The organism is Dickeya parazeae Ech586, from assembly GCF_000025065.1.
Taxonomy (GTDB): domain Bacteria; phylum Pseudomonadota; class Gammaproteobacteria; order Enterobacterales; family Enterobacteriaceae; genus Dickeya; species Dickeya zeae.
In genome coordinates this window covers 442533-460063 of record NC_013592.1, presented here as the reverse complement: position 1 = coordinate 460063, position 17531 = coordinate 442533, and the positions used below count along the sequence as shown (strand labels likewise).

General features: G+C 51.2%; 12 protein-coding genes and 1 tRNA gene. 3 read left to right on the top strand and 10 right to left on the bottom strand.

Features of this window, described 5'->3' with window-relative positions; translation table 11 throughout:
• Positions 1–12 precede the first annotated feature (12 nt).
• The 10 genes from DD586_RS02055 to lptF form a co-directional block, all read right to left on the bottom strand.
• Positions 13–3297, bottom strand: coding sequence for a type I restriction endonuclease subunit R (locus DD586_RS02055; protein ID WP_012883148.1), 3285 nt, complete (start codon positions 3295–3297; stop codon positions 13–15).
• Positions 3294–4343: a virulence RhuM family protein gene (locus DD586_RS02050; RefSeq protein WP_041164245.1), complete on the bottom strand. Its 1050-nt coding sequence runs from the start codon at positions 4341–4343 to the stop codon at positions 3294–3296. Before DD586_RS02050 ends, DD586_RS02055 begins: the two co-directional genes overlap by 4 nt.
• The gene (locus DD586_RS02045) at positions 4340–5530 is read right to left on the bottom strand and encodes a restriction endonuclease subunit S (protein WP_012883146.1); all 1191 of its coding nucleotides are present in this window, start codon (positions 5528–5530) and stop codon (positions 4340–4342) included. The genes DD586_RS02050 and DD586_RS02045 overlap by 4 nt, the downstream gene beginning before the upstream one ends.
• On the bottom strand, positions 5520–7043 hold the full coding sequence (locus DD586_RS02040; protein ID WP_012883145.1) for a type I restriction-modification system subunit M: 1524 nt from the start codon (positions 7041–7043) through the stop codon (positions 5520–5522). The genes DD586_RS02045 and DD586_RS02040 overlap by 11 nt, the downstream gene beginning before the upstream one ends.
• Positions 7044–7049: 6 nt before the next feature.
• Positions 7050–7622 (bottom strand): restriction endonuclease subunit S, encoded by a 573-nt coding sequence (locus DD586_RS02035; protein WP_012883144.1) that lies wholly within the window; start codon positions 7620–7622, stop codon positions 7050–7052.
• Between the two features lie 50 nt (positions 7623–7672).
• Positions 7673–7942, bottom strand: a complete 270-nt coding sequence (locus tag DD586_RS02030; RefSeq protein ID WP_012883143.1) for a hypothetical protein — start codon at positions 7940–7942, stop codon at positions 7673–7675.
• A 300-nt stretch (positions 7943–8242) separates the two neighbouring features.
• A complete protein-coding gene (locus DD586_RS02025; RefSeq protein ID WP_012883142.1) occupies positions 8243–9496 on the bottom strand; it encodes a tyrosine-type recombinase/integrase in 1254 nt (417 codons plus the stop codon).
• 186 nt (positions 9497–9682) lie between these two features.
• Positions 9683–9767: transfer RNA gene (locus DD586_RS02020), tRNA-Leu, on the bottom strand.
• Between the two features lie 223 nt (positions 9768–9990).
• Positions 9991–11061 (bottom strand): LPS export ABC transporter permease LptG, encoded by a 1071-nt coding sequence (lptG, locus tag DD586_RS02015; RefSeq protein ID WP_012883141.1) that lies wholly within the window; start codon positions 11059–11061, stop codon positions 9991–9993.
• Position 11062: 1 nt separating this feature from the next.
• On the bottom strand, positions 11063–12181 hold the full coding sequence (lptF, locus tag DD586_RS02010; RefSeq protein WP_012883140.1) for an LPS export ABC transporter permease LptF: 1119 nt from the start codon (positions 12179–12181) through the stop codon (positions 11063–11065).
• A 282-nt stretch (positions 12182–12463) separates the two neighbouring features.
• Between lptF and pepA the strand changes: the two genes are divergently transcribed.
• The 3 genes from pepA (at position 12464) to DD586_RS01995 (ending at position 17405) form a co-directional block, all read left to right on the top strand.
• The gene (gene pepA, locus DD586_RS02005; protein ID WP_012883139.1) at positions 12464–13972 is read left to right on the top strand and encodes a leucyl aminopeptidase; all 1509 of its coding nucleotides are present in this window, start codon (positions 12464–12466) and stop codon (positions 13970–13972) included.
• A 114-nt stretch (positions 13973–14086) separates the two neighbouring features.
• Positions 14087–14536 carry a DNA polymerase III subunit chi gene (locus DD586_RS02000; protein WP_012883138.1) on the top strand — a complete coding sequence of 150 codons (450 nt, stop codon included), beginning with the start codon at positions 14087–14089 and terminating at the stop codon, positions 14534–14536.
• 13 nt (positions 14537–14549) lie between these two features.
• Complete coding sequence (locus DD586_RS01995; RefSeq protein WP_012883137.1) at positions 14550–17405, top strand: valine--tRNA ligase; 2856 nt, start codon at positions 14550–14552, stop codon at positions 17403–17405.
• The last annotated feature ends 126 nt before the right edge of the window (positions 17406–17531 follow it).

The following is a 17531-nucleotide window of genomic DNA, read 5'->3' as shown; positions in this document are numbered from 1 at the left end:
AGCAGACACGAATTAAACCCCACTCAACCCGACTCGGGTGATTTGTACGATCATCTCCACCATCTTTTTTGCTTGATCCATACCACCGCCAATCGCCTTGCATTCTTTAAACAGCATAGGTAGCAGTTTCTTACGGATATCCGCTTCAATGTTTTGTGGATTAATCGAGTTTTCCGCTACCGAAACGTCGACAAGCTGATCGAGAGTAAATGCCAGTTTTACCCATTTGTCCTGTACCTGTGCATCAACAATCGCAAAAACCTCCGGCAGAATTTTTCTGAATACACCAAAATAAGCTTGAGCATGGTGATTACCGGCAAATGCATCAGGGATATCATTCAGCCGACGTTCTTGTACTTGCTCTTCAAACTCACGAAACAGCAGGTATTGCTTCAACGGATGATCAAATAACTTCTCCGCTTCTTCAATCGCCTGACGCAATAGCTTAGAAAAAGCCTCCTGTGCGTAAGGGTCGTCACGCAGTTGCTGTTCAATCATCCGCGTGACGCGTGTTTTGATGATGTCTGTTTCGTTGCGAGTTTTCTCATCGCTCCAGTCTTCGGGTTGCTGGAATTGCCCCATCTGGCTCACTTCATATACGCCATCGGGCTCTCGGACCTCAACACCCACCACGTGTTTATCCAGCAGTTTTTTCACCTGAGCAGCGTACTCATCGTAGTCGATACGCTCGCCCGCATCCTGCTGAACTAACTGGCGTAAGCTAGAGAACTGACTCACCGTTTCTTTATAGTGATAACGATCATCATCACTGAAGCTCTTATCTTCAAAGAACGTAGCAGATTGCAATGCTACTTTCAGGCAACGGGCAAACGCCGTCAGCGCTTCGTAGAAGTCTTCACGCACCCTCAGATGAATATCGACAAGTTCGCCGTTTCGCTCTTCAATACGTGGTATTAGCACCTGGCGCAGTTGCTGGGTGTCATTCTTATTTTTCACACCAGAAAAAATTGCCCACAGATTTTTATAAAGCTGAGGGAGACGTTTGTACTCCGTGCTCATCTGGCCGTAGAGACCAACAAGATCGTTGATGTCGTAACCGCCTTGGGTACGGGAAGCGAGCTTTTGGTAGTGCTGAATGGTGGTATCCAGTTCGCGGAGAATGCCGCGATAATCGATCAACAATCCAAATTTCTTTTTCGGATGTAAACGGTTAACGCGAGCAATCGCCTGGATCAGGTTGTGTCCTTTAAGCGGCTTGTCGATATAGAGCACGGCGTTTTTCGGCTCGTCAAAGCCTGTCAGCAGCTTATCGACCACAATCAGGATTTTGAGCGAATCATCTTTATCAAAACGCTCGATAATATGCTGGGTATAAACCTGTTCATCCTGCGAGCCAACATTCTCTTTCCACCACTGCGCCACTTCCGGCATGGTGGATTCATCGATCTCAGTATTACCCTCACGGGTATCGGGCGAGCTAATAACCACCGCTGATTCAAATAAGCCTGCTTCATCAAGATATTTTTTATACTTAATCGCAGAGACCTTACTGTCACAGGCGAGCTGGCCTTTTAAGCCATCATCAATATTCTTGTCGAAGTGGTTAGCAATATCCAATGCGATAAGACGGATGCGATCGTCTGTGCTGTATATTTGCCCCTTTCTGGCAAACTTACGTTTGAGATCTGTTTTTTGTTCGTCGCTTAATCCTTCGGTAATACGTTCAAACCAGCTATCAATCGCACGTTCATTAACATCAAGGTCAGGAATACGCTCTTCGTATAACAGCGGCGTTACCGTTTTGTCTTCCACTGCCCGCTGCATGGTGTAGGCATGCACAATCGGACCAAACTTATTGGTGGTTTTATCGTCTTTTAGCAGCGGGGTGCCGGTAAAAGCGACAAACGCGGCATTAGGCAATGCCTGCTTCATGCGGATATGGTTTTCACCGCCCTGGCTACGGTGGCCTTCATCAATCAAGACGATAATATCTGAGCTGGTATTAACGCATCCCGGCAGCCGAATCGCGGTATTAAACTTCTGAATCAGCGAAAAAATAATGCGCTCCGTCCCTTTGCCAATCTGCTCCGCCAGCCGCGTACCGGAGGTCGCGATAGCAGATGCTTTATCTCGTTTCCCAGACAATTCGCCGCCAGAAATAAAGGTACGGCTGAGTTGTTTTTCCAGGTCAATACGGTCAGTCACCACCACAATGCGGCACTGCTTTAGGGTTTCATGCAGAATTAGCACCTTGCTCAGAAAAACCATCGTGAATGATTTACCAGAACCGGTGGTATGCCAAATCACGCCACCTTCACGCCCACCATCAGGACGTTTGGTATTAATACGCTCAATCAGACGCTTGATGCCAAACACCTGCTGATAGCGGGCAACAACTTTTCCCACTTTCTTATCAAACAGCGTAAAGTAGCGAGTCATCTCCAACAGACGAACTGGCGACAATAGGCTAATTAACAGCTTATCTTGCCCGGTAACGGCAAGTTCACCGCTCGTTATTAACTGTTGATACCAATCCACAATGGCTTGAGAACGATGGCTGAACAGCGCAGTGAATTGTTCTGTGGAAAGTGAGTGATTCTTGATGGCATACATCTCAGCATCCGAGATATCCTCTTCACGCCAGTTCGCCCAAAACTTCGCTGGCGTGCCGCAGGTGCCGTAACGGCCATCATGACCATTAATGGATAACAGTAGCTGGCTGTAAGCGAATAAACGCGGAATTTCATCGTGCCGCTGATTACGCAGGCTTTGCGAAATCCCTTCATCAAGGGTTGGGCCTTTTTTGGCATTACTATCTGGACGTTTGGCCTCGATAATCGCCAGCGGAATACCATTCACAAAACAAACGATATCCGGCCTGCGCGACTCAATACCATTAGAGCGAGTCACACTGAATTCTTCAGTAAAGACAAAACTGTTATTCACCGGATTGTGCCAGTCAATCAACGCTATGGTGGGGTTAGCCTTTTTACTATCAATAAACTCAGTGACAGAAATACCGTACATCAGGTGGTTATAGAGTCTCTCATTGGCGGTGAGCAAACCTTCATTCAAAGCCGGGCTGTTTACTTCGGCAATCAGGTTATCAATCGCTTTATCGGAGAGCGGATAGTCCCGTCCTGCAAAAGTGAAGGTACGCTTTTGCAATTGCTCACGCAGAATCTGGCTTAATACCACCTGATCCGACTTATTACCACGTGCCTCCTGCGCCTGATCAGGCGTAATATATGACCACCCAAGACTGGTGAGTAATGTTAGTGCCGGTATTTTAGCGCTGTATTCTTCCTGAAATTTTGGCACATGTTGCATACTCATGGCGCATCCTTAGTTTTTGGATTGGTTTGCCACTGTAATAGCTCAGTGATATCCCGCTCACCCTCTGCTTCTTTTAAACGACGCTGTTGCTCGGCGAACTGTTCATATTCAGCCTGAGCCTTATCATCCGCCATTTTCTTGCTGATCGTACCTGCACCTTTTAATACATCACGATCGTTGAATTGCAAGAATTGATCTAATTTTTCCTGCCAGTCGCGTAAAAATATCTGCTGGCGTCGTCTGGCCTGATCTTCAGCAAAATCCAGCCACATATTGACCACGCGGTTCAGTTCATCAACTTCGCTTTGATTGAGATAATTTTTGGCGACGGTGACATCCCCTTTACGCACTTCGTCACCCTTGAAGCTGGTCAACCCCATATGCGGAAGACTGGCATCGGCGCGTTGGTGAATAAGTTCAGCCGCCGTTTTCCCGGTGCAAGCAAAATGCAGTTTATTCTGGATAGTCTGGAAAAAGAGTGTGGTCTCTTTCAGTGAAGGCTGATAATCCGCAGCGAGAGCAAAGATTTCCCGTACCCGTAAATAGACGCGCCGTTCGCTGGCACGAATATCTCGGATGCGCTCCAGCATCTCACCAAAGTAATCGGGCACCACTGACGGGCCGACCGGCGGATTTTTCAGCCGCTCATCATCCATCACAAAGCCTTTAATCAGGTATTCCTGCAAGGTTTGCGTGGCCCATTGGCGGAACTGGGTGCCCCGGGTTGAACGAACACGATAACCAACGGCCAGTACCGCTTCAAGGTTGTAGTGATCGATCTCTCTTGCCACCTGACGCTTACCCTCTAAACGAACTATCCGGAATTTCCGGATAGTTGAATTTTGAGCAAGTTCGTCTTCAGCAAAGATGTTGACTAGATGTTCGTTAATGGTTCGCACATCTTTACCATACAGCTCCGCCATTGAAGCCTGCGACAGCCAAAGTGTTTCCGCTTCAAATCGGCATTCAACCCGAGCACGGCCATCATCGCTTTGGAACAGCAGGAATTCACCTGCCGGGGCTTGAGGTAAGTGTTTATCCATTATGCCGCCTCCGTTTTCACCCGGCGTTTACCGGTGAGCAGTTGCTGCATCAGGGCTTTTTTTTCTTGTTTTAGGTGATGGAGTTTTTGTTTTAGGGTTTCGATCTCGCCGTCTGCCACGGCAAGGATTTTGGCGATACTCTTCTGTTCTTCTATGCTTGGTACTCTAATTTTTAATTGTTTTATATCATCACTATTTATGGACTCAAACGTGCTTCCCTGGGACAGGGAATACCATTTTGGTTCAAACCAAAGTAGCCACTGGTAAATAAAAGCTTGGTTAAAATCCATTTTTGCTCTTATTGTGGCAATACCTCTGCCTATGCATGCATTATGGTTCGATATTGCAATCGTTCCCACTGGGGCCCGAACACTTAATAGAATATCGTCAGGGAGACACTCTTTAGTTATCTCCGAAGTAAAAATACGTGGTACAGATCTTCTGTTTTTTATGTCGGCATTGCCTTGAATCAATGGAAGACCAACCCCATTTTCATTATAGGCATCAGATTTTGGCGAAGACCCCATTACAATAACGGCAATATCTGAAAGAGTGTAGTATTCCCATTTCCCACTAAACCCCGGTAAACGTTTCTTACCGGTGAGCAATTCCTGCATCAGCACTTTTTTCTGCTGCTGGCTATTGGTTAGCAGTTGTTCAGTGGTGGCAATCGCCTTATCCCATGTAGAAAGGATTTTGGCAATTTTCTTTTGCTCCAACAACGGTGGTAGTTTTATTTTTAAAGTTTGGTAGGCACTAACATTAAGGTGTTTTTGCGCCATTCCACCTTGAAGGTTTAATACTTGTGACTTACCAACAGAAGAATTCGTGTAAGCACATAAGTATTCAGGAAGTACTTTGTCTTTTTGGGGTCTCGCTATAACAATATCAATTGCATTTGCCCCTTCAAATTCTGGCGTAACAACACAAGCTGTACCGGGATAACCTGTTCTTACAATTAAAACATCGCCAGATTTAAGCTGGCTATTTTTATTAGCCAAGTGCCCTTTTTGAGAAAAATAAACCCAGCCAGAGTCGTTAATGAACCCCTCTCTCACATTCGCCGATCTAAACGCTTTTATTCCCACACTTTCATCTACATAATACTGTGCAGGTTTAATAACAACACCAACAGAGATAGACTCGCAAACTTCATTAGCCTCTACCAGACTCCACCCCTTAGGCACCATAACCCAACTCCTCCAGATACTTCGCCATTTCAGCTTCCAGCTCAGCTAATTGAGCTTGCAGTTGCTTACGTTCGGCGCGGACCACCATCAGGTCAATTTCCTGTTCTTCTTCAAAGGTATCGACGTAGCGGGGAATATTCAGGTTATAGTCGTTATCGCGTATCTCTTGCAGGCTGGCAAGATAAGCATATTTGTCAACGTTATCGCGGTCTCGGTAGATTTTGACGACTTTAACAATGTTTTCCGTACTAAGGCGGTTCTGATTTTTGCCCGGATCAAACTCACGGCTGGCATCAATAAATAGCACGTTATCGTCAACCTTTTGCTTTTTGAAAATCAGTATTGAGGCAGGAATACCGGTGCCAAAAAACAGTTTTTCTGGCAAACCGATCACTGCATCCAGCAGGTTTTCTTCGATCAGTTTCTGACGGATTTTCCCTTCGCTGGAACCACGGAATAGCACGCCATGAGGCACCACAACACCCATACGTCCAGCCTTCGGTTTTAGCGTTTCGATCATATGCAGAATAAAGGCATAGTCACCTTTGGTTTTCGGCGGCAGGCCGCGACGGAAACGGCTGAATTTATCGCTTTCCACCTCACTGTATCCCCACTTATCCAGCGAGAAGGGCGGATTAGCAGTAACGATATCAAACAGCTTAAGGTCGCCGTTCTTATCCAGCAATTTAGGGTTACGAATGGTATCGCCCCATTCAATCTTGTGGTTATCTTCGCCGTGCAAAAACATGTTCATTTTCGCCAGTGACCAGGTCGAACCAATCGCTTCCTGACCATATAACTCATACTGCTTACTACCATGGTTTTGTACCACTTTACGGCCGCATTTCATCAATAACGACGCAGAACCACAGGCAGGGTCGCAAATGGTATCACCAGGTTGCGGATCGAGTAATTCCGCCATCAAGTCGGACACTTCCGGTGGGGTATAGTACTCGCCTGCCTTCTGGCCGCTATTAGCAGCAAACTTACCAATCAGATACTCGTAAGCATTGCCGATCACATCTAATCCACCGATACGGCTAGGTTTTAGGTCCAGATCTGCACAGGAAAACTCTTCAAGGAGATCTTTTAGAATCCCGTTCTTTTGCTTCTCTTCACCCAGCTTGTCGGTATTAAAAGAGATATCCTGAAACACGCTTTTTCCCGCGTCTTTCAGTTTTGTGCCGTTAGCTTCTTCAATCGCGTGCAGAGCTTTATCGATGCGCTCTCCATTACCCGGTTCATTGCGATGCTGAAAGAGCGTGTAAAAACTGGCCTGTTTTGGCAGAACAAAACGCTCGTTTTTCATCATCTCTTCGATCAGTTCCGGTTCATCACCATATTCAGCCTTATAACCATCGTAATGATCCTGCCAGACGTCCGAAATGTATTTAAGGAACAGCATGGTAAGAATGAAATCTTTATAGGTGTCGGGGCTGATGGTGCCACGGAAAATATCGCACACACTCCATAACACATTGTTGATACGGTTCTGGTCGATCTTGTTGCTCATAACACATTAATCCTTAAATAATTTTTTCAAAATACCAAGTTGCAGCTTCTGGCGGTTAGCCTGTAACTGGCTAATCAACTGGTCTTCCTGTTCCCACACCTGTTGCAACCCAATAATGTTTTGCTGAACCTCTATAGGAGGTAAAGGCAGTTGTACCTTGAGTAAGGCCGCTTTAGTAACCAACTGGATATTCGTGCCACTGCGATGGAACATCTGCTGAATCGTTGGATGATTAATGAGCCAACACAGGTACTCAGGCAACACCGTTTTTGTTTTGATATTGATGATAAGGAATTGATTCGTCGCCACAACGGGGGCTTTACCATGATAAACCACTGCCACATTACGGTTGCCGCGTGCAGCAACCACAATTTCTCCCGGTTCAAGTAACGGTGGAGTAGCATTCTGTTCCCATACCACAGCTGGCAACGCATCCGGCACTATCCACATATCTTGAGTAAGGTCTTTAATCTGCAAAATATGAACGTTGCCAGCGGGGCTCGGTTGTATTGCCTCACGAAAGGTAAATCCCGAACGAACGTCAGCAATTTTTTCCAGGTTCACTAAGGTGTTAGGCATTCTTACCTCTGATATTGCGCCATCCTTGGCGCATATAGATCTCAACGAAATTACTGTAAATTATCTTTCAGCCACTGAGAGATCTCATTTGATAACCCATACCACGCCGCCTCTCCCTGTAAGCGAGTGACTAAAAGCCCATCATCGCTATCCATTACCGCTTTAAGATTATCGCGAACTTGTACTGCAGTTTGGTCTGTAACGATAATCCAGGCCGACTCAAGAGGATGACACCAGTACCCATAAGACTTAATTCGTTCAATAAGGGGCGAGTAATCACGCTGCTTACGCAGATCGTAGTTAATTTGATATACTGACATAGCTTATATTTCCTTCTGGCAAGTTGGAGTTTAAGTGATCGCTACAGGTGGCCGCCTGTAGCATCGCCCCACCAAATTCTATAGAACAGATATAGAGATAAAAATGAGACAACAGATTCATCATCCTGCAAATGCTAAAAGGTGTCAAGAATAAAAAATGCAGTAGTTATTCTATAGAAAAAATCGAGTGAGTTTAGAGAACAAAAAATAAAAACCCCCAACAATGAAACTTGTCAGGGGTCTCAACAACGCAATCAAAGCGCTTACAAACAGAGATAAAGCCGGATACATCCGCTTGAGCTAAAGGCTAACTTTCCCAAAATCAAACGCACTCACCACCTTCTCCCGGTTCGCATCGAGGAAATCCGCCCACCATTGCAGCATCAGTTTACGTTCGTCCAGGTGCTCGGCTTTGTGGATGTAGGCCGCTCGTACCGAGTTACGCTCCATATGGCTCATCTGGCGCTCTACCGCGTCACGCGACCATAGGCCCGACTCGATAAGCGAGCTACAGGCCATCGTCCTGAAGCCATGCCCACAAACCTCTACCTTGGTGTCATATCCCATCACCCGCAGCGCTTTGTTCACCGTGTTCTCACTCATTGGTTTACGCGGGTCGTGGTCGCCAATAAAGATAAGCTCATGGTCGCAGCTAAATTGCTGGATTTGCTTCAACGTCGCCAGCGCCTGCCGGGAAAGCGGCACCAGGTGCGGAGTGCGCATTTTTGAGCCACGATGAGAGTGTTTTACGCCGTCGATGGGTTCGCGTTCCGGGGGGATCGTCCACAGGGCGGTATCAAAATCTATCTCTGACCAGCGTGCAAAGCGCAGTTCGCTGGAGCGGATAAAAATCAATAACGTCAGTTCGACCGCAAGACGGGTTAATGGCCTGCCGGTGTAGTTATCGATACGTCGGAGCAGTTCGGGCGTGTGCTTGAGATCCAGTGCCGGGCGATGCTGCCGATTGCTGGACGCCACCGCGCCTGCCATTTCCTGCGCCGGGTTGTAGTCAATTAATCCGCTTTGTACGGCGTAGCGCATTATCGCGGTTGTGCGTTGCTGGAGCCGTGAGGCGACTTCAAGGCGGCCTGACTGCTCCACCGCCTTGATGGGCGCTAGCAAGTCACGGGTTTTAAGCTCGGCGATGTTGCGTTTGCCTATTGCAGGGAAAAGGTTATCTTCCAGGCTTTTCAGCACACGATGGCTGTGCTCCTGCGACCATTTTTTATTGGTGGAGTGCCATTCTATTGCCACCTCTTTAAAGGTTAACGCTTCGCTTTGTTCAACCTTATCGGATTTCTTTTTGTCGCCAGGGTCAGTGCCGTTTGCCAATAACTTCCGCGCCTCATCACGGCGTGCTCTGGCATCAGCCAGGGAGACATCAGGATAAACCCCCAGTGCCAGCATCTTCTGTTTACCGCCAAAACGGTACTGTAAGCGCCAATACTTTGAGCCATTGGGATGAACCAGCAGATGCATACCATTGCCATCGGTCAGCTTGTATTGCTTATCCGAAGGCTTGGCTATTCTGACTTTGATATCAGTGAGCGCCATACTTATCTCCTCCCCGTTGGTATAAGCATTATCGAACCGAAAATACCATCATCTGTACCAACAACTGTTGGTAGATGGACATAGATGTCAGTTGACCCTGAGAGAATGAATATAGCGGGAAAGGCGGGTAAATACTGGATTTCAGGCATAAAAAAAGACGTCAATTGACGTCTATTTATATACTGTTGGTGCCGAAGGCCGGACTCGAACCGGCACGTATTTCTACGGTTGATTTTGAATCAACTGCGTCTACCGATTTCGCCACTTCGGCACGAAGTAGTACTTTGCGGAAAACGTGGTGGATTATACCGTTGTGCGGGCTCGGTGCAACCCTAATCCGTCGTCTGGCGTTGCAAGCGCTGAAAAAATCGCCGTTAGGGTGTTTTTAGCACAGTAATGTGTTGCCGTGGCAGCAGTTTTACAGCGTCGGACGTGTGATACAGATAAAAAAACGGGCGCGCTGTTATAGCCCGCCCGTTTCGTGAAAAGTGAGATTAGCGCCGTTTTAGCAGCAGCATAACGCTAATAAACAGGAACAACGCGCTCGGCAACAACGCCCCCAGCACCGGCGGCATGTGATACACCAGACTGAGCGGGCCGAAGATCTGGTCCAGCACGTAAAACAGAAAGCCGAAGCTGATACCGATGACGATTCGCATACCCGCCGGTACGCTTCGCAGCGGGCCGAAGATGAACGACAGTGCCATCAGCATCATCACCGCCACAGACAGCGGCGCAAACAGTTTGCTCCACATGTTGAGCTGGTAACGGTTCGCTTCCTGCCCGCTCTGGCGCAGGTACTTAATGTAGTCGTACAGGCCGCGGATAGAGAGCGCGTCAGGATCGAGCGCCACCACGCCGAGCTTATCCGGCGTCAGGTTGGTTTTCCATTCGCCGCTCACCGTCTGGCTGCCGCCAATCTGTTTACTGTCGTTCAGGTCGGATTCTTCAACCTGAGACAGTTTCCAACTGCCGTTCTCATACACGGCCGAGGCGGCATAGCGCACTGACAACAGTTTGCTGTGTTTGTCAAAGTGATAGAGGTTGACGCCCTGTAGCTCATTATCTCCCGCAACGCGCTGGATATAGACAAAGTCGTTGCCGTCTTTAGCCCACAAGCCGCTTTGGGTCGACAACATCGAACCGCCGTACATCATCTGTGAACGGTAGTTACGCGCCATTTGTTCGCCCGCTGGTGCCACCCATTCACCGATAGCCATCGTCAGCAGCACCAGCGGAATGGCGGTTTTCATGACGGAGCCAGCAATTTGCAACCGGGTAAAGCCGGAAGCCTGCATCACCACCAGTTCACTGCGGGTAGCCAGTGCGCCCAGCCCCAACAGCGCGCCCAGCAGCGCCGCCATCGGGAAGAAGATCTCGATGTCTTTCGGCACGCTCAGCAACGTATAGAGCCCGGCGCCCATTACCGAGTAGCCGCCTTGCCCCACTTTGCGCAGCTGATCGACAAATTTGATGATGCCGGAGAGGGACACCAGCATGAACAGCGTCATCATGATGGTATTGAAAATAGTTTTACCGATATAGCGGTCCAGTACGCGAAACATATCAGGCCGCTCCTTCTACGTTCTGGCGATGGCCCGATTTCAGGCTGGCGCGAATTTTACGCACCGGTACGCTATCCCACAGGTTCAGCAGGACGGCCAGCGACAGATAGACCAGATTGGTCAGCCACATCCATACCATCGGGTCGAGCTTGCCCTTGCCCGCGTTAGAACGCAGCGAGCTCTGCAACAGGAAAAACACCAGGTACAGCAGCATTGCTGGCAGCATACTCAGCACACGCCCCTGACGGGGGTTCACGACACTCAGTGGCACCACCATCACCGCCATCATCAGCACGGAGAAAATCAACGTCAGTCGCCAGTGGAACTCAGCGCGGGCGGCAATATCGGATGAACGCCACAGCGTTTTGAAGCTCATCTGCTCAACGTTAGTGGGGTCAACCGCCACCTGTTGATAGCCGACGATGGCCTGATAGTTGATAAAATCGGTGATACGGAAATCACGCAGCATCGCCGTGCCTTCATAACGGGTGCCTTTGCTGAGCGTTACCACCTGGGAACCGTCGCCACGTGCCGCTACCGTACCTTTATCCGCCACAACCACCGACGGGCGGGTATTCTCACGTGGGTGCAGTTGCGCCAGAAAAACCCGTTCGAAATCGCCGCCGTTGACCTTGCCGACAAACAGCACCGAGTTGCCGTCTTGCGTCTGCTGGAACTGGCCTTCCGCCAGCGACGCCATGCCGGGGTTGGCACGCGCTTCTGCCAGCACCTCGTCCTGATGGCGTGACGACCAGGGGCTTAACCACAGCACGTTGGCGGTAGCCAGCGACGCCGTCAGCAACGCAAGCACCAGTGCTGCTTTCAGCAACACGTTTTTACTGAGCCCGCAGGCATGCATTACGGTGATTTCACTTTCAGCGTAAAGCCGACCGAAGGTCATCAGCAGCCCGAGGAAAAGACTCAGAGGCAAAATCAGTTGCGCCATCTGCGGCACACCGAGCCCCAGCAGGGATAAAACCAGATTGGTCGGGATGTCGCCGTCCACGGCAGCGCCCAGTATCCGCACCAGTTTCTGACAGAAAAAAATCAGTAACAGGATGAACAGAATGGCCACCTGGCTCTTGAAGGTTTCCCGTACCAGATATCGAATGATGATCACGCTTAATTACGCCTGTGAAAACTTGTATTTTTGCAGGAAAGTCGATAGTTTTTTCGCTAACTCGCCATTTACACTCATTTGTGGCAACCTTCGTAGCTAAAGCGTTATTAAAACATCCCTGTTTGTGGGATGTTTATCAGAACCTGCTGAGTATCCTCGCACAGATTCGCTACGTCGTTTAGATTAACACAGGTTATGTTAACGCAACGGCGGGAAAATATTACGGAATGTCACATTCTAGCCGTAGATCCCACCGTTGTCTTTAAAGATTCAGGAGAGTTCATGGAGTTCAGCGTAAAAAGCGGTAGCCCGGAAAAACAACGCAGTGCCTGCATTGTCGTCGGCGTGTTTGAACCGCGTCGGCTGTCCCCTATCGCAGAACAACTCGATAAAATCAGCGATGGTTACATCAGCGCGTTACTTCGCCGTGGCGAGCTGGAAGGTAAGGTGGGGCAATCTCTGCTGTTGCACCATGTCCCCAACATCCTTTCCGAGCGTATTTTGCTGATTGGCTGCGGTAAAGAGCGCGAGCTCGATGAGCGCCAGTACAAGCAGGTTATCCAGAAAACCATCAACGCCCTCAATGAAACCGGCTCGATGGAAGCGGTCTGCTTTTTGACCGAACTGCATGTAAAAGGCCGCAATACCTATTGGAAAGTGCGTCAGGCGGTCGAAACCGCCAAAGAAACGCTGTATACCTTTGATCAATTAAAGACCAACAAGGTCGAGCTGCGTCGCCCCTTGCGCAAGATGGTGTTCAATGTGCCGACCCGCCGTGAACTGACCTCCGGCGAGCGTGCCATTCAGCATGGTCTGGCGATTGCATCGGGCATCAAGGCGGCCAAAGATCTGGGCAACATGCCGCCTAATATCTGCAACGCCGCCTACCTGGCCTCGCAGGCGCGCCAGTTGGCCGACGGCTACAGCCAGATTACCACCCGCGTCATCGGCGAACAGCAGATGAAAGAGCTGGGGATGAACGCCTATTTGGCTGTCGGGCAAGGTTCACAAAACGAATCGCTGATGTCGGTTATCGAATACAAAGGCGCGCCGGACAGCAACAGCAAACCTATCGTGTTGGTCGGCAAGGGCCTGACGTTTGATGCGGGTGGTATCTCCATCAAACCGGCCGACAGCATGGACGAAATGAAGTACGACATGTGCGGCGCCGCGTCGGTGTATGGCGTCATGCGTGTGGCGGCGGAACTGGCATTGCCGCTCAACATCATCGGCGTGCTGGCCGGTTGCGAAAACATGGTGGATGGCCGCTCTTATCGTCCCGGCGACATTCTGACCACCATGTCCGGCCAAACCGTGGAAGTGCTGAATACCGACGCCGAAGGCCGTCTGGTGCTGTGCGATACCCTCACCTACGTTGAGCGCTTCGAGCCGGATGTGGTGATTGACGTCGCCACCCTGACCGGTGCCTGCGTCATCGCGCTGGGGCATCACCTGACCGGGTTGATGTCGAACCACAATCCGCTGGCTCACGAACTGCTGGGTGCCTCGGAACAAGCGGGTGACCGCGCCTGGCGTCTGCCGCTGGGCGATGAATATCAGGAACAGCTGGACTCCAACTTCGCTGATATGGCGAACATCGGCGGTCGTCCGGGCGGCGCCATTACCGCGGCATGCTTCCTGTCGCGCTTTACCCGCAAGTACAGTTGGGCGCATCTGGATATCGCGGGCACCGCCTGGCGTTCCGGCAAGGCGAAAGGCGCGACCGGTCGACCGGTGGCGTTGCTGTCGCAGTTCCTGTTAAACCGCGCCGGGTTGAATGACGCCGAGTAATCATCGGCAATCGCCGCCGCCAACCGGTGGCGCATTCATCCCCTTCCGGCCTGATCCCCGCGCTTGCGGGGATTTGTTATTCTGTCTGTAACCCTCATCGGTATGCGGAGCACCATGAAAAACGCGACCTTCTATCTCATCGAGAGCGACCGCTCCAGCGGTGAGCTGAACGCCTGTGAAGTGCTGGCCTGTGAGCTGGCCGCCGCGCGCTGGCGCGCGGGTCAGCGCGTACTGATCGCCTGTGAAGACGAACAACAGGCACTCAGGCTGGACGAAGCGTTGTGGCAGCGTGAACCCCACGCGTTCGTGCCGCACAATCTGGCGGGTGAAGGGCCGCGGCAAGGCTCACCGGTAGAACTGGCCTGGCCGCAAAAACGCGGCAACGCACCACGCGACCTGTTGATTAGCCTAATGCCGCAGTTCGCAGATTTTGCCACCGCTTTCCATGAAGTGATAGACTTCGTCCCTTACGACGAATCTCTGAAACAGTTGGCGCGCGACCGCTACAAAGCCTATCGCAGCGTCGGCTTCCAATTGACCACGGCGACGCCGCCAACTCACTGACTTTTTGAGCATAATGGAAAAGACATACAACCCGCACGATATCGAGCAGCCGCTGTACGAGCACTGGGAACAACAGGGTTACTTCAAGCCCAACGGCGACACCAGCAAAGAAAGTTTCAGCATCATGATCCCGCCGCCCAACGTGACCGGCAGCCTGCACATGGGCCATGCTTTCCAGCAAACCATTATGGATACGATGATCCGCTACCAGCGCATGCAGGGTAAAAACACCCTGTGGCAGGCGGGTACCGACCATGCCGGTATCGCCACCCAGATGGTCGTGGAACGTAAAATCGCCGCGGAAGAAGGCAAAACCCGCCATGATTACGGCCGCGATGCCTTCATCGACAAAATCTGGCAGTGGAAGGCGGAATCCGGCGGCACCATTACCCGTCAGATGCGTCGCCTGGGCAACTCAGTAGACTGGGAGCGCGAGCGTTTCACTATGGACGACGGCTTGTCCAACGCGGTGAAAGAAGTGTTTGTGCGCTTGTATCAGGAAGACCTGATCTACCGTGGCAAACGTTTGGTGAACTGGGACCCGAAACTGCGCACCGCCATCTCCGATTTGGAAGTGGAAAACCGCGACGTCAAAGGCTCGATGTGGCACCTGCGCTACCCGCTGGCGGACGGCGCGAAAACCGCCGACGGTAAAGATTATCTGGTGGTCGCCACCACCCGTCCCGAAACCGTGCTGGGTGATACCGGTGTAGCGGTCAATCCGGAAGATCCTCGCTATAAGGATCTGATCGGCAAGTTTTTGATCCTGCCGCTGGTTGGTCGCCGTATTCCGATCGTCGGTGACGAACACGCCGATATGGAAAAAGGCACCGGCTGCGTGAAGATCACCCCGGCGCATGACTTCAACGACTACGAAGTCGGTAAACGCCACCAGTTGCCGATGATCAATATCCTGACGTTCGACGGCGATATCCGCCAGGAAGCGGAAGTCTTCAACACCAACGGCGAATCCAGCACCACCTACAGCAGTGAGATTCCTGACGCGTTCCGCGGGCTGGAGCGTTTTGCTGCCCGTAAAGCGGTGGTTGCGGCGTTTGACGAGCTGGGCCTGCTGGAAGAAATTAAAGCGCACGACCTGACCGTTCCTTACGGCGACCGTGGCGGCGTGGTCATTGAACCGATGCTGACCGACCAGTGGTACGTCCGTGCCGCTGTGCTGGCTAAACCGGCGGTGGAAGCGGTGGAAGACGGCCGTATCCAGTTCGTGCCGAAGCAATATGAAAACATGTACTTCAGTTGGATGCGCGACATTCAGGACTGGTGTATCTCCCGTCAGCTGTGGTGGGGTCATCGCATTCCGGCATGGTACGACGATAACGGCAAAGTCTACGTCGGCCGTGATGAAGAAGAAGTGCGCCGCGAGAATAATCTGGCGGCAGATGTGGCGTTGCGCCAGGACGACGACGTGCTGGATACCTGGTTCTCCTCCGCCCTGTGGACCTTCTCCACACTCGGCTGGCCGGAGCAAACCCCGGAACTGAAAGCCTTCCACCCCAGCAGCGTGATGGTCAGCGGCTTTGACATCATTTTCTTCTGGATCGCCCGCATGATCATGATGACCATGCACTTCATCAAAGATGAAGACGGCAAGCCACAGGTGCCGTTCCATACCGTCTACATGACCGGCCTTATCCGCGATGAGGAAGGCCAGAAAATGTCTAAATCCAAGGGCAACGTGATCGACCCGCTGGATATGGTGGACGGTATTTCGCTGGAAGCGCTGTTGGAAAAACGCACCGGCAACATGATGCAGCCGCAGCTGGCGGAAAAAATCCGCAAGCGCACCGAAAAACAGTTCCCGAACGGCATCGAACCGCACGGCACCGATGCTCTGCGCTTTACGCTGGCGGCACTGGCTTCTACCGGCCGCGACATCAACTGGGACATGAAACGCCTGGAAGGGTACCGCAACTTCTGTAATAAGCTGTGGAACGCCAGCCGTTTCGTGCTGATGAATACCGAAGAGCAAGATTGCGGTTTCAATGGTGGCGACAAAGTACTGTCACTGGCAGACCGCTGGATTCTGGCGGAATTCAACCGCACGGTGAAAGCCTACCGCGAAGCGCTGGACAGCTACCGTTTCGACCTGGCAGCCAACGTGCTCTACGAGTTCACCTGGAACCAGTTCTGTGACTGGTATCTGGAGCTGACCAAGCCGGTGATGAACGGCGGCAGCGACGCTGAACTGCGCGGCACACGTCATACGCTGGTCACGGTACTGGAAGCACTGTTGCGTCTGGCTCACCCGATCATCCCGTTCATTACCGAAACCATCTGGCAACGGGTGAAAGTACTGAAAGGCGTGAGTGCCGATACGATTATGCTGCAGCCGTTCCCGGCCTTTGATGCCGCGCTGGAAGATGAGCAGGCGTTTAACGATCTGGAGTGGATCAAGCAGGCGATCATCGCGGTGCGTAACATTCGTGCCGAAATGAACATCGCACCCAGCAAGCCGCTGGCGCTGCTGCTGCGCGAGGCTTCTGCCGATGCCACCCGCCGAGTGCAGGACAACCTCGGCTTTATTCAGACGCTGGCGCGTCTGGAGAGCATCACGCTGTTACCGGCTGGCGATAAAGGCCCGGTCTCCGTCACTAAACTGGTAGAGGGTGCTGAGCTGCTGATCCCGATGGCTGGCCTTATCGACAAAGTAGCCGAACTGGACAGGCTGGCAAAAGAAGTGGCGAAACTCGAGGTGGAAATCGGTCGCATCGACAGCAAGCTCTCCAACGAAGGCTTTGTCGCGCGCGCACCAGAAGCCGTGGTTGCCAAAGAGCGTGAAAAACGCGACGGTTACGCCGCCGCCAAAGCCAAACTGCTGGAACAACAGGCCACCATCGCTGCACTGTAAATCCCTGCGGTTTTATCGATACGAAAAACATCCTTCCCCCAAACCACTACCTCCGTTGAGGTGGTGGTTTTTTTATCCCGTAATCAGCTTATCCTCTGCCATCTTCCTTGTCTTTCCGCGATCAAA

Coding starts and splice junctions, on each gene's coding strand:
- DD586_RS02055 (WP_012883148.1), bottom strand. CDS start 3,297: ATGAGTATGCAACATGTGCCAAAATTTCAGGAAGAATACAGCGCTAAA.
- pepA (WP_012883139.1), top strand. CDS start 12,464: ATGGAGTTCAGCGTAAAAAGCGGTAGCCCGGAAAAACAACGCAGTGCC.
- DD586_RS02045 (WP_012883146.1), bottom strand. CDS start 5,530: ATGGTGCCTAAGGGGTGGAGTCTGGTAGAGGCTAATGAAGTTTGCGAG.
- DD586_RS02040 (WP_012883145.1), bottom strand. CDS start 7,043: ATGAGCAACAAGATCGACCAGAACCGTATCAACAATGTGTTATGGAGT.
- DD586_RS02030 (WP_012883143.1), bottom strand. CDS start 7,942: ATGTCAGTATATCAAATTAACTACGATCTGCGTAAGCAGCGTGATTAC.
- DD586_RS01995 (WP_012883137.1), top strand. CDS start 14,550: ATGGAAAAGACATACAACCCGCACGATATCGAGCAGCCGCTGTACGAG.
- DD586_RS02025 (WP_012883142.1), bottom strand. CDS start 9,496: ATGGCGCTCACTGATATCAAAGTCAGAATAGCCAAGCCTTCGGATAAG.
- DD586_RS02035 (WP_012883144.1), bottom strand. CDS start 7,622: ATGCCTAACACCTTAGTGAACCTGGAAAAAATTGCTGACGTTCGTTCG.
- DD586_RS02000 (WP_012883138.1), top strand. CDS start 14,087: ATGAAAAACGCGACCTTCTATCTCATCGAGAGCGACCGCTCCAGCGGT.
- lptG (WP_012883141.1), bottom strand. CDS start 11,061: ATGTTTCGCGTACTGGACCGCTATATCGGTAAAACTATTTTCAATACC.